Annotated in this window: 29 protein-coding genes; 6 read left to right on the top strand and 23 right to left on the bottom strand. The window is 71.9% G+C overall.

Annotation, left to right across the window (positions count from 1 at the left end):
• The first annotated feature begins 82 nt into the window (after positions 1–82).
• The 5 genes from ACIBIW_RS17095 to ACIBIW_RS17115 all read left to right on the top strand — a co-directional run bounded on the left by ACIBIW_RS17095 (position 83) and on the right by ACIBIW_RS17115 (position 4,558).
• On the top strand, positions 83–742 hold the full coding sequence (locus ACIBIW_RS17095; RefSeq protein ID WP_399336804.1) for a hypothetical protein: 660 nt from the start codon (positions 83–85) through the stop codon (positions 740–742).
• Positions 739–1,716: an MBL fold metallo-hydrolase gene (locus tag ACIBIW_RS17100; RefSeq protein ID WP_399336806.1), complete on the top strand. Its 978-nt coding sequence runs from the start codon at positions 739–741 to the stop codon at positions 1,714–1,716. Before ACIBIW_RS17095 ends, ACIBIW_RS17100 begins: the two co-directional genes overlap by 4 nt.
• Positions 1,717–1,797: 81 nt before the next feature.
• A complete protein-coding gene (locus tag ACIBIW_RS17105) occupies positions 1,798–3,228 on the top strand; it encodes an amidohydrolase family protein (RefSeq protein WP_399336808.1) in 1,431 nt (476 codons plus the stop codon).
• Positions 3,229–3,353: 125 nt separating this feature from the next.
• The gene (locus tag ACIBIW_RS17110; RefSeq protein WP_399336810.1) at positions 3,354–4,226 is read left to right on the top strand and encodes a cyclase family protein; all 873 of its coding nucleotides are present in this window, start codon (positions 3,354–3,356) and stop codon (positions 4,224–4,226) included.
• 173 nt (positions 4,227–4,399) lie between these two features.
• Positions 4,400–4,558 (top strand): hypothetical protein, encoded by a 159-nt coding sequence (locus ACIBIW_RS17115; RefSeq protein WP_399336812.1) that lies wholly within the window; start codon positions 4,400–4,402, stop codon positions 4,556–4,558.
• Between the two features lie 588 nt (positions 4,559–5,146).
• Here ACIBIW_RS17115 and ACIBIW_RS17120 read toward each other — a convergent pair.
• The 4 genes from ACIBIW_RS17120 to ACIBIW_RS17135 form a co-directional block, all read right to left on the bottom strand.
• On the bottom strand, positions 5,147–5,338 hold the full coding sequence (locus tag ACIBIW_RS17120) for a hypothetical protein (protein ID WP_399336814.1): 192 nt from the start codon (positions 5,336–5,338) through the stop codon (positions 5,147–5,149).
• Positions 5,339–5,471: 133 nt separating this feature from the next.
• A complete protein-coding gene (locus ACIBIW_RS17125; protein ID WP_399336816.1) occupies positions 5,472–6,107 on the bottom strand; it encodes a hypothetical protein in 636 nt (211 codons plus the stop codon).
• Between the two features lies 1 nt (position 6,108).
• Positions 6,109–6,759 carry a hypothetical protein gene (locus ACIBIW_RS17130; protein ID WP_399336818.1) on the bottom strand — a complete coding sequence of 217 codons (651 nt, stop codon included), beginning with the start codon at positions 6,757–6,759 and terminating at the stop codon, positions 6,109–6,111.
• A 314-nt stretch (positions 6,760–7,073) separates the two neighbouring features.
• Complete coding sequence (locus ACIBIW_RS17135; RefSeq protein WP_399336820.1) at positions 7,074–8,318, bottom strand: helix-turn-helix domain-containing protein; 1,245 nt, start codon at positions 8,316–8,318, stop codon at positions 7,074–7,076.
• Positions 8,319–8,559: 241 nt separating this feature from the next.
• Here ACIBIW_RS17135 and ACIBIW_RS17140 point away from each other — a divergent pair, with 241 nt between their 5' ends.
• Positions 8,560–9,195, top strand: a complete 636-nt coding sequence (locus ACIBIW_RS17140; protein WP_399336822.1) for a DUF1524 domain-containing protein — start codon at positions 8,560–8,562, stop codon at positions 9,193–9,195.
• A 228-nt stretch (positions 9,196–9,423) separates the two neighbouring features.
• Here the strand turns inward: ACIBIW_RS17140 and ACIBIW_RS17145 are convergent, their stop codons facing one another.
• The 19 genes from ACIBIW_RS17145 to ACIBIW_RS17235 form a co-directional block, all read right to left on the bottom strand.
• Entirely contained in the window at positions 9,424–10,212 is a 789-nt protein-coding gene (locus ACIBIW_RS17145; RefSeq protein ID WP_399336824.1) for a hypothetical protein, read from the bottom strand.
• A complete protein-coding gene (locus tag ACIBIW_RS17150; protein WP_399336826.1) occupies positions 10,209–10,772 on the bottom strand; it encodes a hypothetical protein in 564 nt (187 codons plus the stop codon). Before ACIBIW_RS17150 ends, ACIBIW_RS17145 begins: the two co-directional genes overlap by 4 nt.
• Positions 10,773–11,298: 526 nt before the next feature.
• Positions 11,299–11,979, bottom strand: coding sequence for a collagen-like protein (locus ACIBIW_RS17155; RefSeq protein ID WP_399336828.1), 681 nt, complete (start codon positions 11,977–11,979; stop codon positions 11,299–11,301).
• On the bottom strand, positions 11,976–12,263 hold the full coding sequence (locus ACIBIW_RS17160) for a hypothetical protein (RefSeq protein ID WP_399336831.1): 288 nt from the start codon (positions 12,261–12,263) through the stop codon (positions 11,976–11,978). The genes ACIBIW_RS17155 and ACIBIW_RS17160 overlap by 4 nt, the downstream gene beginning before the upstream one ends.
• Positions 12,264–12,292: 29 nt before the next feature.
• A complete protein-coding gene (locus ACIBIW_RS17165) occupies positions 12,293–12,559 on the bottom strand; it encodes a hypothetical protein (protein ID WP_399336833.1) in 267 nt (88 codons plus the stop codon).
• Positions 12,560–12,561: 2 nt separating this feature from the next.
• Positions 12,562–13,644 carry a glycoside hydrolase family 25 protein gene (locus ACIBIW_RS17170; RefSeq protein WP_399336835.1) on the bottom strand — a complete coding sequence of 361 codons (1,083 nt, stop codon included), beginning with the start codon at positions 13,642–13,644 and terminating at the stop codon, positions 12,562–12,564.
• Between the two features lie 69 nt (positions 13,645–13,713).
• Entirely contained in the window at positions 13,714–14,877 is a 1,164-nt protein-coding gene (locus tag ACIBIW_RS17175; protein WP_399336837.1) for a hypothetical protein, read from the bottom strand.
• Entirely contained in the window at positions 14,877–15,824 is a 948-nt protein-coding gene (locus tag ACIBIW_RS17180) for a hypothetical protein (protein WP_399336839.1), read from the bottom strand. The genes ACIBIW_RS17175 and ACIBIW_RS17180 overlap by 1 nt, the downstream gene beginning before the upstream one ends.
• A gap of 2 nt (positions 15,825–15,826) precedes the next feature.
• Entirely contained in the window at positions 15,827–17,011 is a 1,185-nt protein-coding gene (locus ACIBIW_RS17185) for a siphovirus ReqiPepy6 Gp37-like family protein (protein WP_399336841.1), read from the bottom strand.
• A 1-nt stretch (position 17,012) separates the two neighbouring features.
• Positions 17,013–17,975 (bottom strand): phage tail protein, encoded by a 963-nt coding sequence (locus ACIBIW_RS17190; protein WP_399336843.1) that lies wholly within the window; start codon positions 17,973–17,975, stop codon positions 17,013–17,015.
• The gene (locus tag ACIBIW_RS17195; RefSeq protein WP_399336845.1) at positions 17,976–20,774 is read right to left on the bottom strand and encodes a hypothetical protein; all 2,799 of its coding nucleotides are present in this window, start codon (positions 20,772–20,774) and stop codon (positions 17,976–17,978) included.
• A 145-nt stretch (positions 20,775–20,919) separates the two neighbouring features.
• Positions 20,920–21,363 carry a hypothetical protein gene (locus tag ACIBIW_RS17200; RefSeq protein ID WP_399336847.1) on the bottom strand — a complete coding sequence of 148 codons (444 nt, stop codon included), beginning with the start codon at positions 21,361–21,363 and terminating at the stop codon, positions 20,920–20,922.
• A 7-nt stretch (positions 21,364–21,370) separates the two neighbouring features.
• A complete protein-coding gene (locus ACIBIW_RS17205) occupies positions 21,371–21,877 on the bottom strand; it encodes a hypothetical protein (RefSeq protein WP_399336848.1) in 507 nt (168 codons plus the stop codon).
• A 1-nt stretch (position 21,878) separates the two neighbouring features.
• Positions 21,879–22,376 (bottom strand): hypothetical protein, encoded by a 498-nt coding sequence (locus ACIBIW_RS17210; protein ID WP_399336850.1) that lies wholly within the window; start codon positions 22,374–22,376, stop codon positions 21,879–21,881.
• On the bottom strand, positions 22,376–22,528 hold the full coding sequence (locus ACIBIW_RS17215) for a hypothetical protein (RefSeq protein ID WP_399336852.1): 153 nt from the start codon (positions 22,526–22,528) through the stop codon (positions 22,376–22,378). The genes ACIBIW_RS17210 and ACIBIW_RS17215 overlap by 1 nt, the downstream gene beginning before the upstream one ends.
• Before the next feature lie 12 nt (positions 22,529–22,540).
• Positions 22,541–22,993, bottom strand: a complete 453-nt coding sequence (locus tag ACIBIW_RS17220; RefSeq protein ID WP_399336854.1) for a hypothetical protein — start codon at positions 22,991–22,993, stop codon at positions 22,541–22,543.
• Entirely contained in the window at positions 22,993–23,550 is a 558-nt protein-coding gene (locus ACIBIW_RS17225) for a hypothetical protein (RefSeq protein WP_399336856.1), read from the bottom strand. Before ACIBIW_RS17225 ends, ACIBIW_RS17220 begins: the two co-directional genes overlap by 1 nt.
• A gap of 4 nt (positions 23,551–23,554) precedes the next feature.
• On the bottom strand, positions 23,555–23,767 hold the full coding sequence (locus ACIBIW_RS17230) for a hypothetical protein (protein ID WP_399336858.1): 213 nt from the start codon (positions 23,765–23,767) through the stop codon (positions 23,555–23,557).
• Between the two features lie 75 nt (positions 23,768–23,842).
• The gene (locus tag ACIBIW_RS17235) at positions 23,843–25,093 is read right to left on the bottom strand and encodes a phage major capsid protein (RefSeq protein WP_399336860.1); all 1,251 of its coding nucleotides are present in this window, start codon (positions 25,091–25,093) and stop codon (positions 23,843–23,845) included.
• Between the last annotated feature and the right edge of the window lie 41 nt (positions 25,094–25,134).

A 25,134-nucleotide genomic window follows, 5' to 3' on the forward strand; every position in this document is an offset into this window, starting at 1 on the left:
GCGTCGAGGATAGATCCCTTCACAGGAAATGGACATGCGGTGTCCACTTGCTGCTACGCTGGCTCTGCCAAGCGGACATCACATGTCCGGTTACGCAGTCGAGCCGAAACGGCAGGCCCCGATGCCCTCACCCGAGCCCCCCGCGACCCCTTCCCCCACCCCCGCAGCCGCCACGGCCCCCGCCGCGGGCAAACCGCGCCGCACGCTCCCTCTGCGCGCCTGGTACCTGATCGCCGGCCTCGGCATCGGCGTCCTGTGGGCCTGGCACTCCGGCGAGTCCCCGGTGCAGAGCCTGCTCCGGCTCGTGATCACCGTCCTGGTGGTACGGAGCCTGCTCGCCGTGATCCAGTACGTGGCCCGCCGCGCAGGCCGCCCGACCGGCCCCGCACTGCACACCGGCTGGCTGCTGGTCGCCAAGGGCTCCCTGATCATGGGCGCGTTCGTCCTCACGGAGATACTCGTCACCGCGGGCGTCGGCTCCGCGAACGTGATCGTGGGCGCCCTGATCGTAGTGGTGGTCACGGCGTTCGGCCCCCGCCTCCACCCCCGCCTCTTCGGCTCACCCGCGGCCACCACCACCCGCACCTCCGCCGCCCAAGCCGCCCCACCCCAGACCGCCCCCGCACCGACCGCCACCCCCGACCCGCGCACCACCCCCGATCACGCCCCCACCCCCACGCCCCGCACCCCCCGCCTACGCCGCCAAGGGCGCACCCCCGCCCCGGGACGTGACACCGTATGACCACCGACCCCACACCGCCCCCGGCCCCGCACCCGAACCCAACCGCACCCCCGGCACCCGAAGCCTCCACGCCCCCCGCTGCACCCGCCGCCCACGCCCTCTCCTGGACCACCCTCGGCACCGCCGCAGGCCCCACCCCGCGCGCCGCGCGCTCGCAGCCCGCGAACCTCCTGCACCGCCCGGGCCACGCGCTCCTCGTGGACGCGGGAGAAGGCGCCGTCGACCGGCTCGCGGGCGCGGGCGTGGCGCTGGCCGACGTCCGGGTGATCGTGCTCAGCCATCTCCACATCGACCACACCGGCGGCCTCTTCGCCCTGCTCGGCCGCCGCCTCCAGCCCCGTACCGGAGGACCCCTCGCGGTCTACGGCCCGCCCGGGACCGCCGAGCTGGTCGACCGGCTGAAGGCGGCCCTCGGCCACCTCGCGGACCTGGGAAGGGCCTCGGTACCCCCCGGTCTCACCCAGGGCCCCGACCCGCTCGCGTCCGTGACCGCCACCGAGGTCACGGAGGGCAGCACGTTCAGCGTGGTCGGCGTCCGGGTCACGGCCGCCGTGAACACGCACTACGACTTCCCGCCCGGCAGCGACCACTCCGCCCGCTTCCAGTCCCTCTCCTACCGCTTCGACACCCCGGACCGCAGCATCGCCTACACCGGCGACACCGGCCCGAGCGAGCGCGTGGAGCAACTGGCGAGCGGCGCCGACCTGCTGGTCAGCGAGGTCAACGACGCCTCCCGGGTGCCCCCGGCGCTGCACGCCGCGGGGCCCGCCGCCGCCGCGTTCATGAAGCGCCACTTCGAGCGCGAGCACCTCACCCCCGACGCGGTCGGCCTCCTCGCACGCCGGGCGGGCGTACGGGCCCTCGTACTGACGCACATCGGCGTGGCCGACCCCGCCATCCCCGACGCACGGCGCGCCATCGCCGCCCACTTCAAGGGCCCCGTCCACTTCGCCCGCGACCTCGACACCTTCTGACCACCTCACGCCCCAAACCCCAAGCCCCACACACGCCCACCCACTCCCCTCCACCGCACCCACGCACAGGAAGCCCCGCCCATGCCCCATCCAGGCCCCTTGCTCCTGCACGACATCACGGTCGTCGACACCCACGACGGCACCCCGCACCCGCACCAGGACGTCCACACCGCCGACGGCACCATCACCCGCGTCACTCCCACGGCCCCCGCGCCGCCCGCGTCGGACGGCGTGACGGTGGTGCCAGGGCGCGGCAGGTTCCTGGTCCCCGGCTATCTGGACATGCACGCCCACCCGCTCGGCGACGGCGACCCCTCGGGCACCCTCGCGCTGATGCTGGCCCACGGCATCACCGGCTTCCGGCAGATGGCCGGCTCCCCGGAGCTGCTTGCCGCCCGCCGGGCCGGCACGCTCCCGGCCCCGGCGGACGGCCCGGCGCCCCTCGCCATCCCCGGCGTACCGCTGCGCACCCCGCTCAACGCCCGCGACGAGGAGACGGTGACCGCGACGGTACGGGCGCAGCACGCGCAGGGCGCCGACTTCATCAAGGTCGGCGACACCACCCCCGCGGTGTTCACGGCGGCCCTCACCGAGGCGAACCGGCTCGGCATCCCGCTGCTCGGCCACCTCCCCGCCGGGGTCGACATCCGCGCGGCGGCCCGCGGGGGCCTGCGCTGCGTCGAGCACCTGGGCCCCGGTATCGCGCTGCTCGCCGCCTGCTGCACCGACGAGGCCGGCATCCGTACGGCCGTGGAGCGCCAGCTCGCCGCCGCCGCTGCCCGCCCCGTGCCCCAGCTCGACGCACGGATGATCGCCCATCTGCGCTCCCTGGTCACCAACCCGTTGCTGGGCCGCGGCGACGGCGACGTCGCGCTGTTGCGCCGCGCGACCGAGACCTTCGACGAGGCGCGGGCCCGCGACCTCGCCGCCCTCCTCGCCGCCACCGAGACCTGGCAGTGCCCGACGCTGGTGCGCGCCCACACCACCCAGTTCGCGGACGCCCCCGAGTACCGCGACGACCCCGACCACCGCTACATGGCGCCCGGCGCCCTCGACACCTGGCGGTGCGCCGCGGACACGTACGCCGCCAGGCCCCCGGAGGAGCGCGCGGTGCACCGCGCCGTCTACGAGCTGCAACTGCGGCTCGTGCGCGTCTTCGACGAGGCGGGGGTGCCGATGCTGGCGGGCAGCGACGCGTGCGGCGCGGGCTGGGAGGTGCCGGGGGCCGCGCTGCACCGGGAGTTCGACGAGCTGGCCGGGGCCGGGCTCTCGCCGCTGCGGGTGCTCCAGATGACCACGCTGCTCGGCGCCCGGTTCCTCGGCGTCGAGGACCGCTTGGGCAGCGTCGCCGAGGGCAGGGCGGCCGATCTCGTCCTGCTCGACGCCGACCCGTTGGCCGACGTGCGCCATCTGCACGCCGTCAGCGGGGTCGTCCGCGCGGGCCGCCATCTCGACGCGCGGGCCCTGGCCCACATCCGCGACCACGTGGCCACCACCCACTCGGCCGCCTGACCCCCTCCCCCAGGCACTCCACCACAACCCACAACGCACTCCCCCCCCACAACCCACCACCGCACCCACCGGGAGACCCCATGCCAGAAGAACCCACACCAGGAAAATCCGCTCCAGGAGGCCCCATGGAACTGACCCCGCCGAGCAACTGGGGGCGCTGGGGCCCCGAGGACGAGCGCGGCACCCTCAACCACATCACCGACAAGGCACGCGCCCGCGGCGTGGAGGAGGCACGCGAGGGCCGGGTGGTGTCGCTGGCGCGCCGGGTGACCCCGGTGCCGCTCGGCGGCCCGATACCGTTCGCGCCGGGCCCCGCGCCCGCCGCCGTGCTCCAGATGCTGAGCTTCACCGGCTCGCCCGCCCGCGCCCTCTCCGACGTCCTGGTGGTCAACACCCACCACGCCGGCCTCACCCACATCGACGCGCTCGCCCACGTGCCCGTGAACGGCCAGGTGTACCCGGGCGTCCCGCTCTCCGACGCGGTGGCGCGTGGCGGCGTGGCGCACGGCTCCACCGGCGCGTTCGCGGACGGCCTCGCCACCCGGGGCGTCCTGCTCGACCTGGCACCGGGCGACCGGCTCCCGCCCGGCCACCTCGTGATGGGGCACGACCTCGACGCGGCGGAGGCGCGGGCCGGCGTGCGCGTGGAGTCGGGCGACGCCCTGGTGGTACGGGGCGGGCGGCCGGTGCGTGGCATCCCCGAGGAGCCGCCGCCTGTGATGACGCTCGACGCCGTACGGTGGCTGGCCGACCGCGAGGTCTCCCTCTACGCGGGCGACGTCGGCGACCCGCCCCCGCTGCCGGGCGCCACGGGCCCGATGCCGCTGCACGGGATCGCCCTGGCGAGGCTGGGTATGCCGCTGATCGACGGCACGGAGACCGACCTGCTGGCCACCACCGCCACCGAACTCGCCCGCGCCGCCTTCCTCTTCACCCTGGCCCCGATCCCCGTCACCGGCGCCACGGGCATCCCGGTGAACCCCCTGGCCATCTTCTGACCTCCCGGCCGACCGGAGACGAAAGATCCGCGGCAGCGAGGAGAGAGCGGCGCCTGGTGAGGTGACTCCGACCACCGTGGCACGGCCCGCCCCGGCACGGTTCGCGCGATGACGAAGGAGCGATCACGGCAACAGACAGACGTGTCCACACCCTCCTCGAACGCGCGGCGGCCGTGTCCACGGCGGTCGGCATCCTCGCCCTCGGCACCACCGACGTCGCGCAGACGTACAACGTCACGCCCGAGACAAGCACACTACGCATGGCCAACCAGTACGTCACCGCGTTCAACGCCCTTGCCGCCCAGCTCGCCAGCGAGGCTGACGAGCAGTAGGCCGGGGCGGCGTCCGTGGAGGACAGCCGAAGACCCAGGCAGCGCCCCCGCTGACCTGGGTCCTGTTCGTAGGCCGTGTGGGACTCGAACCCACAACCAATGGATTAAAAGTCGATAGGTTCTGCTCCGGCCCACTCTGGCCTACTCCGAATGCCCTGGTGGGCCGGGTGCGGGGGTTTCACTCACTCCGGCTCACACCGGGAATTCCGGGCCACTCCGGGACGCCCGTTCACGCACCGCTCACGCAAACCGCCTCCCCCGCACCGGGATTGACCTGCGCAGAACCCCATCATCCCGCACCTGCGTGAGCACGGCAACGAGCACACGAAAGGGCCGGGCTTCCGTGGTGGAAGCCCGGCCCCGGGGTGGTCCTGCACGAGCGCCAGCAGCGTGGATACGGACTGCCCTCCACGGTACGGCGGGGGTGTGACAGCGGAGCCGTCCCCGGCCGGGCAGTGGCCGGGGACGGCAGTCGATGGGCCCCGGCCGCCAGAGCACGGTGACGGCCGGGGCCGCGGGGGCGGCACTCCTGTGGCCGCCCCGCCCGCGCGGCCCCGTGGGGGTCGCCGGCCGCACGGGAGCTGAGGATCAGGCGCCGCCGGTGCGACGCTTCGCCTCGTCGGTCAACTCCTCCTGGTACGCGGCGGCGGCCTCGCGCATCGCGGGCGGCAGGTTCTCGTCCCGGGCCATCGCGGCAGCAGCTCCGAGGTCGAGCGCCAGGCTGATCAGCTCCCTGTCCTCGGGCGTGGCCTCATCAGGCTCGTCAGGGGTGGCGGGCATGCGCGTCCTTCCTCAGGTGGTTGGGGTGGCCCCGGCCCGCAGAGCGAGTGCGGGGGCCGGGGCCGGGGCGGCACGGGCCGCCCACCCGCGCGGTGACGAGGCTGACAGGCACCACGCGGGAGCTGGGGGTGGATCAGTTCCGCTGCTCGTAGAAGGGTTCGAGGTGGTGTGCCCTGCGGCAGGGCGGGCAGGCCCAGCGCCCCCCGGCGTCGAGGCTGGACGTGCCGGTGACCGTCACCAGTTCGGTGCCGTGCGCGTAGCCCTGGTGCCAGTGGCACCAGCCGATGCCGCTCGCGGTGGCCCGCCGCTGGCCGTGGCGGGTCAGTGCTTTCACCGCCGCTGGGTCGCATAGCCGCTCAGGTTCCACCGGCGCCACCGCCCAGTACGGAACCTGCCCGGAGAGCTGGGTGGCGCTCGGCGCGGGCGCATCGAGGTGCTGCTCGGGCTCCAGGCACCGCACGTACGCCACCGTGCGGTGCCAGGACTTGGCGGTGTCCGCAGGGACGAGGGGGTAGTAGCGGGCGTGCGCGGGGTCGTGGATGACGGGGCCGCCCAGGCGCTCGCCGAGCCGGGCGCGCACCGTGTGGGGGACGGCGGTTCCGGCGGCGGCGTGCACGATGAGCGCGGGCAGGCTCACCGCGGTGAACACCACGCCGCACGGCAGCGGGGCCACGCCGCCCGGCCGTTCCCACGCCCGGTGGACTTCGGCGGGGTGGAGGTGGGCGGAGGCGAGCCAGTCGGCGGTGGGGCGGCGCTCGTCCTGCGGCACCTCACTCACCTCCGACCAGGGGCGTCAGGTGGTGCACCGTGCGGCAGTCCGGGCAGGCGTACAGGCCGCCGCCGAACGCCGACCCCTGCTCGATGATCTGCACCAGCTCGGTGCCATGGGCGTAGCCGTGGTGCCAGTTGCACCAGCGGACCACCCCGTCCCCTGCCCGGGACCGCCCGAGCCGCGCCAGCTCCTCGACGGCCACCGGGTCGCACAGGTGCCCCGGTCCCTCGATGGGCACCGCCCAGTACCCGCTCATCCCCGACGGGCGCACGGCGGCGGGGTTGGGCACGCCGAGGTAATACTCGGGGCCCAGGCACTCCACGTCCGGCAGCCGCCAGGTCCCCGTGGTGCCGGGGGGTACGAGGGCGTAGTAGCGGGCGCCAGCGGGGTCGCGGAAGACCGGCCCGTGCAGCGCCGCGGCGAGGGCGGCGTGCAGGGTGTCGAGGTCGTCGGTGCCGAGAGCGGCGCGCACGACCGGATCGGGCAGGCGCACGGCGGTATACAGCACTCCGCAGGGCAGCGCGGCGACGCCATAGGGGTGCGTCCACGCCTCGTGCACCTCGGCCGGGCGCCGGTGCGCCCGCGCCAGCCAGGCCGCTGCGGCGCCTGTCCGGAATGCGGCGGTGGTGGGGGCGGGCCGAGCGCTCACTGCGGCACCCCCTGGAGCGGCACTCTCCGCCTTGCCAGGTCTCTGCCCAAGACGGTGAGGAGGGATTCCACCTCGGCCCGGGAGAGCACCAGGTCGCAGTCCACTTGGTGGTCATCGACCTGGTACAGCGAGATAGGGACGCGGATCTCGCCCGTTTCGGGGTCGCAGACGGGCGCAGCATCGCGACGCGGAGATGCGTGTAAGGGCAGAGCGATCGTCACAGGAGCTCCCAGGTGAGGCACTGACGGGCCGTCACCGTAGGGGCACACGACGTAGAGAAGGGGGACAGAATGTCCCCGTGTCCCCGGCTGTCCCTATGCCGTCCCCGTGATCCCCACCACGGCGGCCAGTTCGCTCGCCTCCGTCCGCATCGCGCGGGGCGCCGACCGCCACAGGTCTGCCGTGACGCCGCGGGCCGAGGGCGTGTAGCTCACGGTCTCGGCACCGATCTTGTGAGCCATCTGCATGACGTGCAGCGCGGCCGTTCGGTCGCCCCGCTGAAGGTGCCCGCGGGCGACCTCGACCCACAGGCGTGCCCGGCGCTCGCGGGACGGCATTACGTCGGGGTCGATGTCGTCCGCCAGGCCGAGCGCCCGCTGCGCCCGCTGCAAGTCGGTCGCAACGCTGACTGCGTGGAAATCGACGTTCGCCCGGCCGAACACGGTGCTGGGGTGGACGTACGCGGCTGGCAGGGACTTCGCCACCTGGTCGCCCTTGTCCCAGTACCGCCACGCGTCGCCCTCACGCCCGTCACGGGCTACGGTCACCGCAGCGTGGAGCTGAAGCGCGCCGTACACACCGCGCCAGTCCTCGGGGGCGTCCTCCAGATGCGGGCGGATGAGGTCGGCGGCCTCGGTGACGACGCGCAACGCCTCCTCGGGATACGCGGTTTCGCGCAAGATGTTGCCGAGGTTCCAGGCGGCCGCGGCGATGGCAGCCGGGGCATCCGCTGCCTGCGCGGCTGTGAGCGCCCGGTCTGCAACGACCCACGCCAGCTCGGCCGGGGCAATGTACGCCGTGGCCTGCCCGGTCAACCGGTAGACGTCGGAAAGCGCAACGAGGGCAGCACGCCGCTGCTCCCCGTCGAGGGCCCGGACCGCCGCTTCGGCATCCCTGATAAGAACTGGCAGCAGAGCGCCGACCTCGCTCCGGTTTCGCCTGGAGGAGTGCCACAGACGCCATGTCTGATCAGCCCGGCCCTGGAGAACGGCGGGGGCAACCGGCCCGTCTGCGGCGGCCGACGCCAGAGGACGCGCCATCACGGCGGTCCAGATGGCGGGCATCGCCGGATGGGAGAGGCGACCGAGAGGCACCGGCTGCGCAACCTCCGCCGGACCGCCCGTCAGCAGGGAGAGATCGGGCAACTGAAGGGCGATCGCGAGCCGCATCATGAGCGTGTGAGAACGCAGTTCACGCTCGCCCGACTCGATTTTCTTGAGCCAGTCCGGGCCGCGGTTGCAGAACTGCGCGAGCGCTGGACGAGACAGTCCCCGCGACTCTCGCAGGACGCGGATACGCTCGCCGGGACAGAGATCGCTCAGGTCATCTGGGATGGTCACAGGCGCTCCCTCGGTGGCAGTGGCCGTATCGCCAGAGTACGGCGGCCCCCCGCGTCCGGACATAGCGCAGCGGCCCCGCCCACCGTAAGTGGACGAGGCCCGCTGGAAGGCTGCATTGACGCTTCCTCTCTCGCTGGGGTGATCCCCAGTTTCCGCCGGTCCTGTGCTGGGGATGGGGCCCCTGTCGCCTCGTCAGGTTCGCGCCTGACGAGGGACCGAACCCCCCACACAAGGAGAAACCGTGCGCAAAAGACTCGGCATCCTGGCCGCTTCGGCAGCCCTGAGCGTCGGCACCATCGGCCTCGCCCCCGCGGCGATGGCCGACCCCCCACCCCCGCCCGCCGAGAGCACCGCCCGCGAGTACCTCGCTGACCTCACCGTCGCCACCCCCCACAGCATGGACGGCTACAGCCGGGATGCCTTCGACATCTGGGCGTCACAGGGCGACGGCTGCACCACGCGGCAGGCCGTGCTCGCCCGCGACGGCGACGACGTCGTCGACGAGGACGGCGACTGCCAGCCCGAGTCAGGCTCGTGGTACTCCGCCTACGACGGGACCACGCAGACGGTCGTGGCCCAGGCGACGATCGACCACGTCGTACCACTCGCGGAGGCGTGGCGCTCCGGCGCCGACGACTGGACCGCGGACCAGCGCAAGGCGTTCGGCAACGACCTCGACGACCCGCAGTTGATCGTGGCGTCCGAGTCGTCGAACAGCTCCAAGTCGGACTCCGGACCGGCCGACTGGAAGCCCGAGGATCAAGCCTTCTGGTGCACGTACGCCGAGGACTACACGTCGATCAAGCACACCTTTGCATTGACGACCACCGACGACGAGGTGACGGCGCTCGGCGACATGCTCGACACCTGTAGCTGACGCCCCGCGCAGCAAAGCGGCCCCCGCCCGCCCCGTCACGGGGGCGGGCGGGGGCCGTGTCGGGTCAGGGGTACTGGCGTCGGGCTGGGCTTCGGGGCAGGTCTTGAGCCTTGTCACAGAGACGCGTTGTCCTTTGAGGAGCGGAAGGGGTCGCACGTGGAATGCCCCACTCGCGGAGAGCGTCGGCCGATGGCCGCTTTGGTGATCCAGGGTCGCGTCTCGTCTCTGTCACAAACCCTCGACCGGTGACGGCAACTTCTTGCCCTTTCCCAAGAACGCCTGCACCTGTTCCATACGGGCGGAGAAGCCCACAGGGGTATGCTCGGCCAGGAGATCAAGATGATCGGCTGGCCACTCTCCCGGAACGCCCTTCAACAGGACGAGCCGTTGATCGAAAGTGTAGCTAGCGCGATCGATGCGCTGAACGAGGGACAGAGCATGCTCGATTCCCTGCTCGCCTCCTGCGACAGTCTGGATGAGAACTTCCCGCTTTGGCGTGGTAACGCGAGCGGTCGGCTTAACCTTCGACCCCCGAGGGAGGCTGATCGTCGGCCGCCTGGTGAATGAGAACTTTTCAGCTCGCAAGAAATCGTACAGTTGCTTCGTGAGCTTGCTCTCCCGCTCGGGAAGGGCCAGCCAGCGCAGGCCGTCGGCAGTGAGCATGGCGCTTGCGATGTCGGAGGCCAGTTGATCTGCCTGCCGCAAGGGCCGGCGTCCGACGATCCTGCCATCCAGTTCGCGAAGCTCGAACTGGGCCAGGATCTCCCGCCACGCTGCCCCTGCACGGGTCGATCCGGCGATGTCGACACCGGCGTCGGTCAGGCGAGCGGCCATCACGCCGCCATCGCTCGCGAGGGCCTCTTCGCCTGCAACTCGGATGAGAACCCGGACGCCGTCACCGTCGGCGAAGTACTGGCGTCCGGTGAGGGAGACAGTTCCAGGGCGCCCGCCGGGGGCAAAGCGCCAGCACTTGAGCACAGACGAAAGCTGATCGTCGACGTAGTCGAGTGCGTTCACGGGTAGTCCTCCAGACCATCGAACGTCGGCTGCGTCACCGGCGGGCTCGGTGGCGGTACCCACACGTACCCCGCCCCTACGGCCATCTTGCACTCCAGGACGAAGTCACGCACGACCCGATCGTATTCTTCATCCATGATCAAGAGGGTTGCATTCGGGATCGGGTCCGGGTTGTGTCGAATGTCGTCCGGCGCATATACGTCCGCATTTTTTCGCGCCACGGACCACTTGTGCTTATGTGTCCTGTTGATGAATTCTTCGCCACTAGCGCGAGCCAGGTGCGAGCCGCGAATATCCAATCGGCGCAGGCAGACGCGGGCCGCTGGACAAACGAGGAGCAGGCTGTATTCCCAGGGAAGGTCCAGTCCAATTCTCATCCGAAGATCGAGTCGAATTCCGAGATCCGTCCGGATGGGTGCGGTTGCCTCTATATGGATCGGTGCGCTCTCTTTGCGCGGAAAATTCTTCTGCCGCCACTCGAAGGGCGCATTCAGCGCTCCTCCTGCCGTGCCGCTCAAGATCTTCTCAGCAAGAGCGTCAGTCATCTCTTCTTCCGGCACGTGCCCCCCTTCCACGCCGCGAGGACTGAAGGTATCGCACCGTGACGCCCTGTGTGCAGAGGGGTGACATTGCGAAGGACCTCCCATCCTCTCCGCTCGCACGGGGAGCACGGCATGACGAAGAGCCCCCGCCGCCCGTGGAGGGGCGGGCGGGGGCTGTGGGGCCAGCGGCGCCGGACGGTCTCACGCACTCCCGTCCACCAGCGGCACAGTGATCTGGAGATACGCGCGCTCCCCGTCACCACGGCGCATCGGGTAGTAGCTGGCTGGGCTGCACGCGGCCGCGGACTGAAGAGCGGCCACGGCCGCGCGCACGGCGGCGGGCGAACCCATCAGACGGATAGACACGGGCTCGATGCGGCCCCCGACGGGGACGGCGGGCTGAGAGGTAGGCATGAGGACGAGTATGGGCAGGATGAATATCAAATCAACTGGTATGAATAGATTGGCCAGTTATTGTCACAAATCTCGGCACAAGACAAAGTGGCCCCCGCCCGCCCCGTGAAGGGGTGGGCGGGGGCCGTTGTCATCGGTATTGCCTGCGGGTGGGGTCGAGGCCGGCGGCCTGAGGCGGTGTCGAGCCGGAGTCGCCGTCGGCGGGGGCGTCGTCGCGGCGGCACACGAGTGCATCGGGGTCCGCGGGCAGGGGCTGGAGGGTGTAGCCGTCGGGGCAGGTCTGACCGTCCCGGCCGTCCTTTCCCGGGGCGCCGTCCCGCCCGTCCGCGCCGGGCGGCCCGGCGGGGCCTGGCTCGCCCGCGGGGCCCGGCGGTCCGGCCGTGCCCGCGGCACCATCCGAGCCGTCCGTGCCGTCGGCGCCGACATCCCCCGGGTCGCCCGCGGCGCCCGTCTTCCCCGGCGCGCCGGTCGCGCCGCGGGGCCCGGTGATCCCGCGCTCGCCGCGGGGGCCCGGGATCGGCACCGGGACCTCGGCCCGGTCCGGCAGGCCGTCGACGGCGTCAGCCGGGTCCGGAGCCGCCGGTGTCGCCCCTGCATCCCGCACCTGCTGCCGTAGGGTCCGCACGTCCGTCGCCAGCGTGCTCACGGCGGTGCCGCGGCGGTCCGCCTCGCTGGCGAGTTGGTCGGCTCGCTGCTGCGCCCGGTGCACCTGGATGAGGGCGAGCGCGACGCCGCCGCCGATGATGAGGAGTGCGGCCACCACCCACAGCAGGTGGCGGCGTCGGTACAGCAGGGCCTCGGCCCGGGTCATGACTCGCCCCCCAACTGCACGACCAGGGCCCGCAGCCGCGCGGACTCCGCGCGCGCGGCAGACAGCTCGGCGCGCTCGGCCGCCAGTTCCGCGCGCACGGTCGCCAGCTCCGTGCGCAGCTCGACGCGCTCCTCCTGGAGCTGGTCCGTGAGGCTGTTGAAGCCCGTCACTGCGTTCCCCTCCCGGGTCGCCCGTGCGGCGCCGCGGTGGCCGTAGACGGCCGCCGCCGCCCCCGCAACCCCGGTGATCAGGGCCGCGGCGGCGGTGAGCGTGGCGGCGTCCATTGGCACCCCCTCGGCGTGCAGGGGCAGGGTCAGACTCCGGGCGCGGACGACGCGCTGTTGCGGTCACCGACGACCTTCGAGGCAAGGCCCTTCACGAGCGACACCGCGGCGGCGATCCCCGCGGAGGCCGCACCCTGCCAGAACGAGGCGTGCAGCATGTCCGCCGGACCGGCCGCCAGCGCGACCGCGCCTGCCGCGGCGAGGAACGTCCAGATCACACGCTCCGCGAGGTCACGTGCGTACGTGGCCGCAGTCCGGCCGATGGTGCCGAGCGGCGGCAGAGAGGAGTTCGTCATGATCAACTTTCCTTCCAGGTCATGACCTTGAGCACGGCGCTCACGATCTTCACGGGGGTGTCCTCGAACGCCTTGATCCTGATCCGCATCTGCCGGTCCTTCGCGAGCCGGTTGACGACCGGCATCCCGCCGAACGTCGACCCGCCCGTGCCCACCAGCTCGAAGATGGGGTGGTCCTGCACGTACTCCTTGCCCGAGGCGTCCACCTCCGACTGCCGCATCTGGAGTTCGCGCCCCGGCGGCAGGCCCTCCACGACGAGGGAGAGCTGGCCGACGAACCGAGCAGGGCCCCGGGCGAACACGCTGCCGCCGGTGGCGTGGTGCCCGGGCTCGTCCGTCCACTCCGTGGTGAACTCGATCGCGTCCCAGTCCTGGCCAGGCGCGAGGGTGAACGGCTCGGCGACACCGAGGTTGACGTACAGGGGCAGGGGCATGGGGTCGTCCTCCTTGGGGGCGTCGCCCGCGGCCCAGGTGCGCAGCTCGGCGGCGGACAGGTAGCAGACGGAGCGGTCGAGCGGGCTCCCGGCGAACTGCCAGAACATGGGCGTGCGCCCGGAGGGGCGGGGCTGCGGGCGCTTCTCGGCCTCGGCGTAGGTGTCGCACGAGGCCCCGGGGTAGGCCGGGTACCACAGCGGCACCCCGGCGGGTACGTGGCCCTTGGCGAGGTCGTCACCGCTGGTGTAGACGCCGACGCGTTGCCCTGGAAACGCCTTGCGGACGGCGGCGAGCCAGGCCGTGGTGTAGGCGTTGATCTGCGCGGCCGAGCGGCCGGTGTAGTTGCGGCCGTCCTCGTAGCGCTCCAGGTCGAGCCAGTGCGTGAAGCCCTTCCCGGCGTACGGATGCACGGCGGCGATGTAGTTCGCAGCCTCGGTCGCCGGGTTCTGGTTGGGCCAGGCGAAGTGGTACGCGCCGGGCACCAGGCCCGCGGCCTTGATGGCGGTGATGTGGGTGGCGAAGCGGGTGTCGTGGGTGTGGGCGCCCTCGCTCGCCTTGGCGAACGCGAAGCTCACCCCGTCCTTCTTGTGGTCGGCCCAGTTCTGCGGGCTCTGGTAGGCGGAGACGTCGACTCCGCGGCTGGTCGCCATGGGACTCCAGACGTGAGAGAGCCCCGGACCACACGGCGTCGGGGCGAGGGGTGGGGTGGGGTGGGCTGCTCAGGCGAGGGCGGCCCAGAACCGGATGGGATCGGTTTCCACCGCGTTGAGATTGAATGAGGTCGGCCACGATGACAGGCCAGAGATCACGCCGAACGGCTTCACGTCGGTGTCGAGTGTGACCACCGGGGTTGCGTTCGTGGAATCGGCGCACATCATGATCGGCGCGTTCGCGCTGGTGCCGATCATGAAACGGAAACCGATGTACCAGATGCCGGGATCGAGGTCGACCGGCTCGGACAGCGGCACCGCGACGGTCTGCCCGCCCGCGTTGTGGACGGCGGGCATCTTGGTGGCGTCGATCATACTGCCGACGTCTCCCCAGAGAGCGCCGCTCGGCGCGAAGATCCCGGCGTTGGACCCGGCGTCGAGGCCGGTGCCCTCGTAGCCGAGGACGTGCCACACCAGCTTGGTAACCGTCATCGTCTCCCGTACGGGGATGGCGGTGATGCGGAACGATCCGGTGGACGGCGCCCGGCCGCCGCTGGTTCCGGCCGCGGGGTCGAAGGACCAGGCGAGCATGCCGAGGTCCGTGGGCCGGAAGCCGTAGGGCAGCAGGTGCGCGTCGGGCACCCGGCTGTCGGTGTCGAGGTCGGCGACGCCGCCCGCGCTGCCCACGTCTGCCAGGTCGACGGCGCCGACGTCGGCGGCCGCCAGGACCACGGTGCCGGTCTTGCCGTTGACGGAGTCGACCGCGCCGCCGATCTCCGGAAGCTGCTCGGTGGGGACGTGCCCGTCCTCGTCGAGCTGCGCGACGCCCTCCGGTGCGCCGGCCGCCTCCGCGGGGATCGCGCCCACGTCATCGGCGTCTAGCTCGACAGTTCCCGTCTGTCCGTTGACGGAGGTGACCGGTGCCGGGTCCTCGTCCCCGGGCGCCCCTGCGGTCAGGCTGTGCGCGTCCATCCAGGCGCGGGTGCCGCCGCCCGCATCCGCCCACATGCCGATGGTGTCCTCGGGCCCGAAGAACCTGGGAAGGGCGCCGAATTCGTCGGCGGTCACCGCGGTGAGCGGCCCGCCGTCGGCGTCAAGGAGGTCGGTGTACTGGATGCCGTCCGCGGGCGAGTCCCAGAACGTCACGCTCACCCCGGCGCCGACCTGCCACAGGCCGTCGGCCGGAGTCACGATGAAGTCGGCGACGCCGGCACCGTACTCACTGCGGGCCATCAGTCCGCCACCACCCAGGTCACACCGCTCGTGGCGAGGACGTGGTCGCCGTTGGCAATGCTCGGCTTCTGGGTCAACCAAATCTGTCCCGGCATGTCCGTGTTGCGGGAGTACAGCGTCATGCGGCACACCTCCACCCCGGTCACGTAGCCGACGATGTACTGATCCCGGGTGGCGTGCCGGTACGCGCTCGGGATGAGCGCGGGCAGCCGCGAAGAGGTCGACGCCCCAAGTGTTCCGGCGGCACGCTCGAAGCTGCCGAGCCGCATGGTGACGAGGCCATTACGCACCTCGATCACGCTCTCGGTCTCGATGGACCAGGCGGACAGCGGGGAGTCGATGCTGATCGTGCCGTCGCTGCTCGAAGAGATGGTGCGCCAGCCGCCGGGGGCGTAGATGCGTACGCGGCCGGTGTCGGTCTCCACGACGCCGTCCCCGATGCCCGCGTACTCCGGCAGAGTGGTGGACGTGCACGGCCGGAACCGGCCGCCGACGTACAGCTCTGCGCGGGTCACGCTCACCGACGACGCGCCGGTGGGGACGGTGACGCGGGCGAGGCTGATCTCGTACACGCCGGACGCGCCGAGGGCCTGCGTGAGCAGCGGCGCCCCGCTGCCCGGCGTGCCCTGCTTCACGGCCGCGGTCACGGTCCAGTCATCGCGGTTCAGCCGCAGGACCACCCGGTCCGTGCGCGTCGACCCGCTGGAGTTGGCGGCGACGGTAAGCGTGAGGTCGGAGTCGCCGGACGTCCACGCGTGCCCGCGCAGGGACGCTTGCACGTCCGCGCGTACGGTGACCGCGAGCCCCGCCCCGGCCGCGACGACCGGCGCGTCCGTGGGCGCCCCGTACACGCCGTCATCGGACCAGCGGGCGGCCATCTCCTCGTACTCCGAGTCCGTCACCGCCCGGTCGTTGTGCCCCGGGGCGGGCCAGGAAATCTGTGCCACGGCTACCTCGCTTCCAGTCGTCCGAGCCTGCGTGCCAGATCGCGCACTGCGCGGACCGTGGCGGTGGTGGTGGTCTGATCCGAGTTGCCGACGACAGTGGTCACCAGCTCCCCGTCATCCGGGGTGGCCTCCAGGCGGATCGTCTGCACGACGTCGGCGACCTCCAGCCCGGTCGGCAGTACGACGGTCACCCGGTCGCCCAGGCCGTAGTCGACGCCCGCGCGCAGGGCCGGGGTGTCGACGGTGACCGTGGACAGCCCGGCGTGAGGGTTGTCGTCTCCGAGCGCGAGTGTTCCCGCCTGCGTCAGCTCGCCCTGGGAGTCGTCCGTGGTGCCGGTCTTGTCCTGGAGCTTCTCCACGCGGTACCAGTCCGCCGCGGCACCGGACTCGACTTCGAGGTACACGCGGGCGGGCACCGGTTCGCCCTCGGAGGCTTCCTGTTTGGGGTCGTTGCCGCCCTGCACCAGCTCCGACGTAGCGAGCGGCGCGGAGAGGTCGAAGCCCACGGAGCGCAGGTTGCCGAGCCCCGCACTGAATCGGGCCGTCGCGGTCCGGTCCACGGGCGCGTACACCCCGAAGAGGATCTGATCGCCCACCTGCCTCGTCCTGAAGCCAAGCCCGTCCGTGGCGGCTGCGGTGCGGCAGGCGTCGAGCAGCGGCTCGAACCGCGTGCTCACGCTCACCGTGCTGCCGACCCCGGCGACATCATCGAGGACCAGCCGCTCGATACGCCGCGCGGCCAGGGCGCCCGGTCCGCAGTTCTCGTCGACCAACGTCCGGATGACGGTCTCCGCGTTCGTGCTCGTGATCTGCCGGACGACGTCCGTCGTCGTGGTCTGCGCGGTGAACGCCTTCGCGGGCTCCGGGTACGTGAGGTACCCGGCGACCCGCGCGAGGTCGTCCGACCACGTCACGAGGACCGCGCCCGGCCCGGCGTTGTCGTCGAGGTCCCAGGTGTACGTCTGCGGCTTCTCCATCGGCCCGGCACACCAGATGCTGCCGTCCCGGATCAGGACCATGCGGTTGCCGGGCTGGAGCAGGGCCATGTACTCCGGGTGCGCGGGCAGCGGCACCGAGCCCGAGGCGGGCGCGTTGAAGTTCAGCTCGCACGTGAGCTTGGTCCACCCGGCGAGCGGGGCCCCGAGGATGTTCAGGTTGCGGTCGGTGACCAGCAGGGTGAGCGCCATGTCAGGCCATCTCGTAGCGGGGGTAGAACGTCAGGTCGACCGCGGACCCGGGCGCGGCGCCGTCGAGCTGGAAGGTGACGGGGGTGTCGCCGGGCGGCAGACTCCACAGCGTGGCGTCGGGCCAGTTCAGGCCCCCGACCCAGTTCTCCCCGCCCGGCCCGCGCACGCTCGGCGGGTCCGTGCTCACGGTCGCGGTCTCCCCGGCGAGGAGCGCGCCGTGATCAGTCGCGGTCGTGTCGAGCACGAAGGCTTCGCCGGTGTCCTCGCGAGTGAAGGTGATCACCTCGGCGGGGCCCGTGATCCGCCATTCCGGCCAGACGTCCACGTCGCCGGGGTTGCTGACGGTCGTGTCCCCGAGCACCTGGCTGCTGCTCACCGTGGGATACGGCACCAGGTAGTCGGCAAGCACGCCCGCTTCCCGGTGCACACGCACCGGCACCGCGTCGGCCCAGTACGGGTCCTCACACCACAGCGTGACGACGGCGGAGTCCCAGGTGATGCCGGTCGCCACCTGCCCGCGACCCTCCCATCCCTGGGAGTAGTAGACGGCGATGCGCCGTACGCCGCCGTCCGGGCGCGCCACCTCCAGCGTCCCCGGGCCCTCGCGCAGCGTCCGCGTGAACGCCTTGCCCACCGACCGCCAGTTGTCCGTGAAGCGCTGGTGATCCGCGCCCTTGACCAGCACCGGCCAGACGATGGTGCGCGGCTGCGGCTGGACGTGCCGCAGCCGCGCACCACCCCGCGGATGCTGGTCCGACGTCAGCACGTACGGCGCCGCCCCCAGCCCCGACACGCCCTCGGCGAGCGTGTACCACTCCGCCGACAGATCCGTCATCGGCCACCGTCGGCCGGTGGGGTCGATGTACGTGATGCTGGCGTAACCCACCTCGGGCACCTGGATGGGCGGCGGCTGCGTCGACGGCGGCCCGGTGGGCGGCACGTACGGCGCGGAGATCAGGGGCATCTATCGGGGCCTCCCCACGCGCTGCCGCGCCTCTTCCTGCCGGGTGATGAGCTGGAGATCGGACGCCGAGATGACCGAGGCGCGCGGGTAAACGTTGTACGTCACCGCCGTCCCCGCCGCCGCGGCCGCCGAACTGGCCGACGCCGCAGCGCGGCCCGCCGCCGGGCGCCCGAGCGGCACGCGGCCCGCGTTCAGGTCGTCCATGAACTTCACGCCGTACTTCGCGACCGCCGCGGCCTTGACCATGTACTCGTTGTTCGATGCCCAGATCGGGATCGAGTCCGACGTTGACGTGCCCGGCCCCTGGATGAGCCCGCCCGGGGAGGGGCCGCCGATGAGGCCGCCGCCCGCGTACTCGAAGATGCGGCCGGCGCCGGACTTCGACACCGCCGCCCGGGCGGCGCCCGACCCGGTGATGAACATGTGGGCGTTGATCTGGATCGTCCGATCGTGCAGGCTCGCCAGTGCCGACCGGGCCTGAGCGATCTTCTTCTGGAGCGAAGCGATCTCCGCGCGGACCTGCGCCTTCCGGGAGTCCGGTACCGACTTGAGCCGGGACTTGGCGTCCGCCAACTTGGCCTTGAGGTCGGCGAGGTCGCCCTTGACGTAGGCGGTCTTGTTCGGCGTCTTCAGGATCTGGTCGGCAAGCCGGGCGGCCTCGGTGCGGTTGAGCCCCATCTGCATGGCGGACCGGATCATGGCGTTGCGGCCCTTGTCGTACTGGCTGGAGATGTAGTCCCAGCTCCGGCCCTGGTCGCGTGCGGCGGTCGTGGCCGCGTCGGTCTTGGACGCGAGGTCGTTCAGGGCCCGGTACGCGTCCCGCGCCTTCTGTGACCCGAGGTCGAGTTCACCGCCGGTGTAGTGGAGCGCATCCCCGTTCGTGCGGGCTGCCTTGGCCGTGTCGTCGATCGCCTGCTCAAGATCCGCTTGCGCGGACAGGGCACTCCGGTTGACGTCATTCAGGGCCACGATGCTCTGACGGAGTCCGTCCGCGCTCGCCTTCTGCGCGTCGAGCTTCTGCTGCACCGCGATCGCCTGGTCGCCGAACAGGCCCATGGACTGCGCGGCGAGCTGCTGCTCCAAGCGCTGCCCGGCAAGGGCGTCCTTGTAGTCGTCGAGCTGGCCGCGCACCTCGTCGGCGGTGAATCCCTGCTTGGCCATCTGCTTGATGACCTGGTCCAGGGCGCTCGCGGCAAGGTCGCCCTTGCCCTCGGAGACGAGTCCGGCGAGCGCCTTGTCGAGCCCGTCGAAGCGCTCCTTGGCGTCCTTCACCGGCGTCGAGTCCATGCCGATGATCTTGGTTAGGCCCTGCTGGATGTTGTCCAGCGTGCTCGGCCGCGCCAGTGTCCCCAGCGAGTCCGCCAAGTCCCCGAAGTCCGAGCCGAAAACCCTGGCCGCCTCCCCGCTGGCCTTGCCCGTCTCGGCGAGCTTCCCGAGACTCGTGGTCAGCTTGTCGACGTCCGGCGGCGCGGACTTCCCGACCCCCGACAACTGGGACAGGGCGATCACGAGAAGGCCGATGCCGGTGCCCGCTGCGGCCACCTTCGCGCCGCGGGACAGGCCACCGATGGCCGCGGTCACCCCAGCGATGCGCCCTGGTGTGCCGGTCGACGCCGTGCGCATGACGCCGATCTGTGTGGCGATCGCCGCGAGCGTGGACCCGACCACCTTGCCGCCGGCCGCCGCGAGCTTCACCGCCTTGATGGCGATGGCCATCTGGAGCAGGGCCGCGATGCCCTGCGGCGGCACCGCGGCGACGATCCCGGACAGGGCGTTGATCAGGTCGAGCATGCCGACGCCGACGCCCGATGCCCCGTCGAGGAGGTGGAACGTGGCGTCGCCCACGTTGTGCAGCACGCTCGCCACCGCAGGCCCCTGCGCGTGTGCGTAGTCGAAGAAGCGCTCGATGCCCGAGTTGTCGAAGTCGCCACGCTGCACCTTGGCGAAGAACTCCGTCAGCCCGTCGACCCCGTCCCGCAGCGTCTTCTCGCTGAAGTCCTGGAAGCGCGCGTTCGCCTTGTCGAAGCCCGGGGTCTCGATGGCGCCGCCGAGCATCGTGACCAGCCGGTCGAACTGGCCCGAGGCCGCGATGGCGTAGCCGGTCGTCTTCGGCAGCAGCGCGTTCGCGACACCGACACCCTTGACGAAGGGGCCCATCACATCGCCCGAGAGGGAGTCAGACCAGTCGTGGAAGTTGTCGCTCAGCAGCCCCACCGCGACCGCGGCGCGCTGTGTGGCCGGGGGCAGCGTGGCGAGCTGCCGCTGCACCTCGGCCTGCGCCTGCGCCGCCTCCTGCGACGTACGCCCCGACGTCTGCACCGCGTCGTCGTAGGCGTCCTGGGCCTTGATGACGTTGCCGATGGCGGTGATCTGCGGGCCGAGCGCGAGCCCGTACGCCACCGCCGCCGTCGCCCCCGCACCGAGCTGCGCGGCGACCGCGGCCGCCGCCCCAGCCAGCCCCGCGCCGAGTGGGATCGCCGCCGGAATGAGGCTGATCCACGACGACCGCAGCTCGTCACCGAAGTGCCGGGCGTGGTTGCTCAGGTCGGCGAATGGGGCCCGGAGCCTGGTGATCCCGTCGTTCAGGCGGCGGGCCGCCTCGTCGGTCGTGATGAACCGGCCCTGTAGGTCCCTGAACCTCCCGTCGGCGTCCCGGGTGAATCCCGCCAGTTGGCGCGACGTGTCGTTCGACATGTTGTTGAGGCGGGCGCGGAGCCGGTCCGCTGAGTCTCCGGCGCCATTCAGAGACCGGGACAGATCGTCGCGGCCCTGGAGGATGAACGTGAGGGTGTTCGCCATGGCCACCCCCCTTAGATCGACCCCTGCTGGGACAGGTGGCGGTTGATCCACATGACGGCCGACTCCAGGTCAGCGGCGCTCAGGTGCTGGATCTCCCAGGGACGGATGTGGAGGTAGTGGGCGAGGAGCCAGCGGTATTCGCCGATCAGTCCGCGGAGTCCGCCGACCTGGCCAGGTGGCCTTTTCCCAGGGCGTCCAGCGCCGCCTGGATGTCGGCGGGGTCGTGGGCGAGCTTGCGCAGGTGCGGCAGCATCGCGTCGATGCTCGTGTCCTCCGACGAGCCCAGGGCCTCGGCGACGATGCTGTTGAACACGTCGTCGATCTCGCTGCGTTCGATGCGCGCGGTGAGTCGGCGGCGCCACCCGGGCACGTCGAAGTCGGAGAACACCAGTCCCCGGTTCTCGCGGCGGCGTACGGCCCACAGGACGGCGCGCATCGCGGTCGGGTCCTGCCCGCGGAGGCGGTCCTCGATCTCCCGCCAGGGCGTGCCGCCCATCGCGTCCTCGATGGCCGCGGACTCCAGCGCGGACAGATCCTCCGTCGACACCGCCTCGGTGGTGCCGTCCTCGTGCGTGTAGCTGATGATCACTCGGTCCTCATTCCAGATCCCGGCGTACGTCGTCCCGGACGCGCTCCATCTCGGCCGTCATCCGCGGCGTCCCGGCACGGACGGTGCGCGACCACCAGCCCGACGGGCGCGCCCACTGCGTCGCCCACCGCGACCGGTTTCCGAACACCGGGTGGCGCACCCTGCCGGTGTCGATGACCCAGGGCATGTTCTTCAGGTCCCGCGGCAGGCGGGACTTGTCCATCCACACGCGGGCGCCCGGGTTGGCGCCCTGCCGCACCGAGATGCGGATACCCCCGGCGAGGGTGGCCCGCAGCGGCCGCGTAGTCGGCGACCGGCCACCGCCGCGGCTGCCGCCGGTGCCGGGCAACTGCACCGTGCGGATGGCCCGCTGGAGGTCGCGTTGCAGCGGCTCGGCCGCGCGGCGGATACGGCGCGTCATGTTGTTGCGCAGCCGAAGCCCGCCCGCGGCCTCCAGGCGCCGGGCCAGTGTGAGGAGTTGCCCGGTGCCCAGGATGCGCACCTGGTCCGCCACGTCAGCCCCCGCCGCCCGCCGCGGCCGGGATCGCGACGTTTTCCGCCGGGACGCTGGTGATCGCGAACTGGGCCATGATCTGGGCGGCCGTGTCCATGTCCCTGACTTTGGCCTGGCTGGTGACGGTCACCGGGTAGACGTCCATGGTCCCGTCCTCGGTGTCGCCCTCGTCCATCCAGATCACGAACCCGGCGGCCTCGCGCACGAGGATCTGCCGGACGTCCTCGCCGTCCTTCGACGCCCAGAACGTCAGGCTGGAGTCCGCGGCCGTGATCTCACCCGGCACCGTCGGCGTGAACCGCGATCCGAGGGCAGCGGTCGGCACGGTGGCGCTGGTGGTCTGCCAGCCCGCCATGGCGCCGGTCTCGGACTCCAACGCCGTGCCCGCCTCGATCTCAGACCGGGTCGGCGTCTGGATGTTCGCGATCGTCGGCACCCACAAAACCTTGGTCGTGCCCCGGCGGTAGTACCGCACGGAGGGCGTGATCGGAGTCGCCATCAGTTCTCTCCTGTCTGGCGACCCCGGGCCGCCTTGGTCTTCGCCGGACGGCGGCCACCCACGACCACCCAGCCCGACCGTTCGTACGCGCGCACGGAGACCTCCGGCACGGTGATCTCCCGCTCGACGCCGTCATGCCGCATCCGCACCATGGCCATCACCTCCTACGTGAATCCGCGTCCGGCGATGGTCAGCACCAGCCGCACGCGGATACCGGTCGTCATCTGCTCCTGCACCAGGACGGTGCCGTCGATCGCGGCCTCCAGCGACGGCAGCCCCAGCGAGGGGGCGGCCCGTAGCTGCTGCTCCAGCACCCCGGCGATCTCGTACGCCCTCGCGCGCGCTGCGCTGATCTGGTCTGCGGCACGGAGCACGACGACGGCGACCGGGACGGTGAACTGCTCCTCCCGCCCGGTGGCGAGGTCGGACCAGCCGCCTGCGGTCTGCGCTGCCTCGAAGTCACCGTCAGGGTCCCCGGCGAACCCGACCAGGACCCACTCCGGGTTCTGCGCGTCGCTCACCGGTACACCGTCTGTGACCTGCACGCCGGGCAGCACGCCCGGCCCGGACGCCAGCGTGACGAGCGCCGCCAGGACGTCGGGAATGCGTGATGCCATCAGGCCACCCCCGGCGGTCGCTTGTACGGCTCCAGCAGTTCGAGGACCCGGTTGGGGACCGCGTAGCCGAAGCCGGGGACCGGCTCCGTCACGCTGTAGTCGTCCCCGCCGCCGAGCACCGAGGGCGATGCCCGGTTCTGCGTGCGCCACAGGTGCTGTACGAGCATCCGGGCGGCGAGGTTGACCGTGCCCGGCTCCTCTTCGCGGCCTGCGGTGTACACGGCCGTCCAGGGGCCGCCGCGGAAGTGGGCGCCGTCCAGGCGCCGCAGCACCCCGGACTCGCCGTCCACGTGCAGCCCGGCCGAGTCGATGCCCGTCCACCCCGCGTACACGGACGTCAGCGAGGTGACGACGAGGACGGGGGTCGTGGACAAGCACAGCGTGGGCCCGCGGCCAACTACGGTCTGGGTGACCTCGCGTGGCTCCACCGGCCCGATGTACCCCTCGATGACCGGGCCCACGGCGTCGACGTACGCCTGAAGCTCGGCGTCCTGCGCCTCGGTGGTGTTCGTCAGGTTGAGCTGTGCCTTCGCGTCGTCGAGGGTCAGCAGTGCCACCGCGTCACCCCCGCGTCTCAGCCCGCTTGGCGCGGCCGCCGCCGCGCGAGCGCGGGGTCGCCTTCTCCGCGCCGCGGTGCTCGTCGGCGTCGACCAGCTCGGCGCGCACGCCGTCCGCCCACGCGCGCGCCGCCGCCTCGGGCAGGTCGACGACCTGCCCCGGCCGCCACGAGAAGCTGGCCCCGGCCACGGCCCGTAGTACTCGGATCTGCGGCACCCTGCCGCCTCCTTATGAGCAGGGACGTGCGGCCCCCGCTGGGGGCACAGGGGCCGCACGTCCGGGGGAAGGTGGTCAGCTCTCCGCGTTGGCGTACACGCGGAACGCGGCGCCGTCGTCGAGGACGGCGTCGAAGCGGGCGAAGCCGAGGAACCCGACCTGGAGGAAGTCGGCGTACCGCTCGGCCAGGCGCATCATCTGCCCGCCCGCGACCTGCCGCACGACGTAGGCGGCGTTCACGTCGCCGAAGCCGATCGACTTCGCCTCCGCGGCCATGGCCGACACCCCGTTGTCGATGAGGACCGGGAAGCCCAGCAGGGTCGACGGGACGCCGGCCTGAAGCGACGGCTCCCACAGCGGGCGGCTCATCCCGTCGACGAGCTTGCGCACGGCCTTGAGGGTCTGGTCCGCCATGACGTACTGGCCGCCGTTGCGGTAGGCGATATCGACGGAGTGCTGGAGGTCGACCAGGTCCTCGTACGTGACGCTGTCGGCCTGCCCCTCGGCTCCGGTCACGCCGGTGGTGGCGGCGGTGAACAGTCCGGTGGGCTGGTTGGTGCCGGTGCCGGTCGCCAGGTGCGCGGCCACGGCCCGGCCGATGCGCTCGCCCAGCTTGGTGGGCAGCCACGAGTCGAGGGGGAACGCGGAGTCCTGGAGGAGCTGGAGGGAGATGCGGACCATCTTCGAGGTGTAGGTGTACGCCCCGAGTTCCTTCTGCCCGAACTCGACGTCCTGCTCGGTGACCTGGCTGTTCTCCGCGAGGATCGCGCCGACGTTGGCGGTGTCGTCGTTGGTGGGCCAGTTGATCGGCGCGCCGGACGCGGTGGGCATGACGTTGGCCGCACCGAGGATGCCGCCGAACGCCTTCATCGTCTCGGTGATCTTGTTCAGGGTTTCGGTCGGGATGGTGTAGCCGCCGGCGCTGCCGGGGCTCGTGGCCTGCGCCCGGATCTGCTGCCGGTTCGCGGTCATGAGCGCCCGCTGCTCCGCGGTCAGTTCGCTGGCGCCGTAGCGGGTGAACGCCATGAACGCCTCCCGGTAGGCGGTTTCCTCGTCCTGCGGGGTCTCCCGCCGGTCCTCGGCCGCCGGGCCCGTGGTGACGACGACGCCGGCGCGGCTGACGGTGTCGAGGCGGGCCGCGCGCTCCAGGCGCTCGATGTCCTCGGACGCGGCGGTGAGGTCGGCCTCGGCGGCGTCCCACGCGGCGCGCTCCTCCGCGGTCAGCCCGTCGGCGCCAGCCGACTCGGCGCGGGCCTGGATCTCCTGCATCTGCGCCCACACGCGGGCGCGCTTGTCGATGGCTCGGTCGAGCACAGTACTGGGCATGGCGTTGTGTCCTTCCACGGCTACGCCAGAGCCCCGCCACA

It is taken from the genome of Streptomyces sp. NPDC050560 (genome assembly GCF_044457285.1).
Taxonomy (GTDB): domain Bacteria; phylum Actinomycetota; class Actinomycetes; order Streptomycetales; family Streptomycetaceae; genus Streptomyces.

What these genes read in the sequence shown, in the direction of transcription:
- ACIBIW_RS17095 (WP_399336804.1), top strand. Translation starts at nt 83, where the DNA reads ATGTCCGGTTACGCAGTCGAGCCGAAACGGCAGGCCCCGATGCCCTCA.
- ACIBIW_RS17100 (WP_399336806.1), top strand. Translation starts at nt 739, where the DNA reads ATGACCACCGACCCCACACCGCCCCCGGCCCCGCACCCGAACCCAACC.
- ACIBIW_RS17105 (WP_399336808.1), top strand. Translation starts at nt 1,798, where the DNA reads ATGCCCCATCCAGGCCCCTTGCTCCTGCACGACATCACGGTCGTCGAC.
- ACIBIW_RS17110 (WP_399336810.1), top strand. Translation starts at nt 3,354, where the DNA reads ATGGAACTGACCCCGCCGAGCAACTGGGGGCGCTGGGGCCCCGAGGAC.
- ACIBIW_RS17120 (WP_399336814.1), bottom strand. Translation starts at nt 5,338, where the DNA reads ATGCCCGCCACCCCTGACGAGCCTGATGAGGCCACGCCCGAGGACAGG.
- ACIBIW_RS17155 (WP_399336828.1), bottom strand. Translation starts at nt 11,979, where the DNA reads ATGACCCGGGCCGAGGCCCTGCTGTACCGACGCCGCCACCTGCTGTGG.
- ACIBIW_RS17160 (WP_399336831.1), bottom strand. Translation starts at nt 12,263, where the DNA reads ATGGACGCCGCCACGCTCACCGCCGCCGCGGCCCTGATCACCGGGGTT.
- ACIBIW_RS17165 (WP_399336833.1), bottom strand. Translation starts at nt 12,559, where the DNA reads ATGACGAACTCCTCTCTGCCGCCGCTCGGCACCATCGGCCGGACTGCG.
- ACIBIW_RS17170 (WP_399336835.1), bottom strand. Translation starts at nt 13,644, where the DNA reads ATGGCGACCAGCCGCGGAGTCGACGTCTCCGCCTACCAGAGCCCGCAG.
- ACIBIW_RS17175 (WP_399336837.1), bottom strand. Translation starts at nt 14,877, where the DNA reads ATGGCCCGCAGTGAGTACGGTGCCGGCGTCGCCGACTTCATCGTGACT.
- ACIBIW_RS17185 (WP_399336841.1), bottom strand. Translation starts at nt 17,011, where the DNA reads ATGGCGCTCACCCTGCTGGTCACCGACCGCAACCTGAACATCCTCGGG.
- ACIBIW_RS17190 (WP_399336843.1), bottom strand. Translation starts at nt 17,975, where the DNA reads ATGCCCCTGATCTCCGCGCCGTACGTGCCGCCCACCGGGCCGCCGTCG.
- ACIBIW_RS17195 (WP_399336845.1), bottom strand. Translation starts at nt 20,774, where the DNA reads ATGGCGAACACCCTCACGTTCATCCTCCAGGGCCGCGACGATCTGTCC.
- ACIBIW_RS17210 (WP_399336850.1), bottom strand. Translation starts at nt 22,376, where the DNA reads ATGGCGACTCCGATCACGCCCTCCGTGCGGTACTACCGCCGGGGCACG.
- ACIBIW_RS17215 (WP_399336852.1), bottom strand. Translation starts at nt 22,528, where the DNA reads ATGGTGCGGATGCGGCATGACGGCGTCGAGCGGGAGATCACCGTGCCG.
- ACIBIW_RS17220 (WP_399336854.1), bottom strand. Translation starts at nt 22,993, where the DNA reads ATGGCATCACGCATTCCCGACGTCCTGGCGGCGCTCGTCACGCTGGCG.
- ACIBIW_RS17235 (WP_399336860.1), bottom strand. Translation starts at nt 25,093, where the DNA reads ATGCCCAGTACTGTGCTCGACCGAGCCATCGACAAGCGCGCCCGCGTG.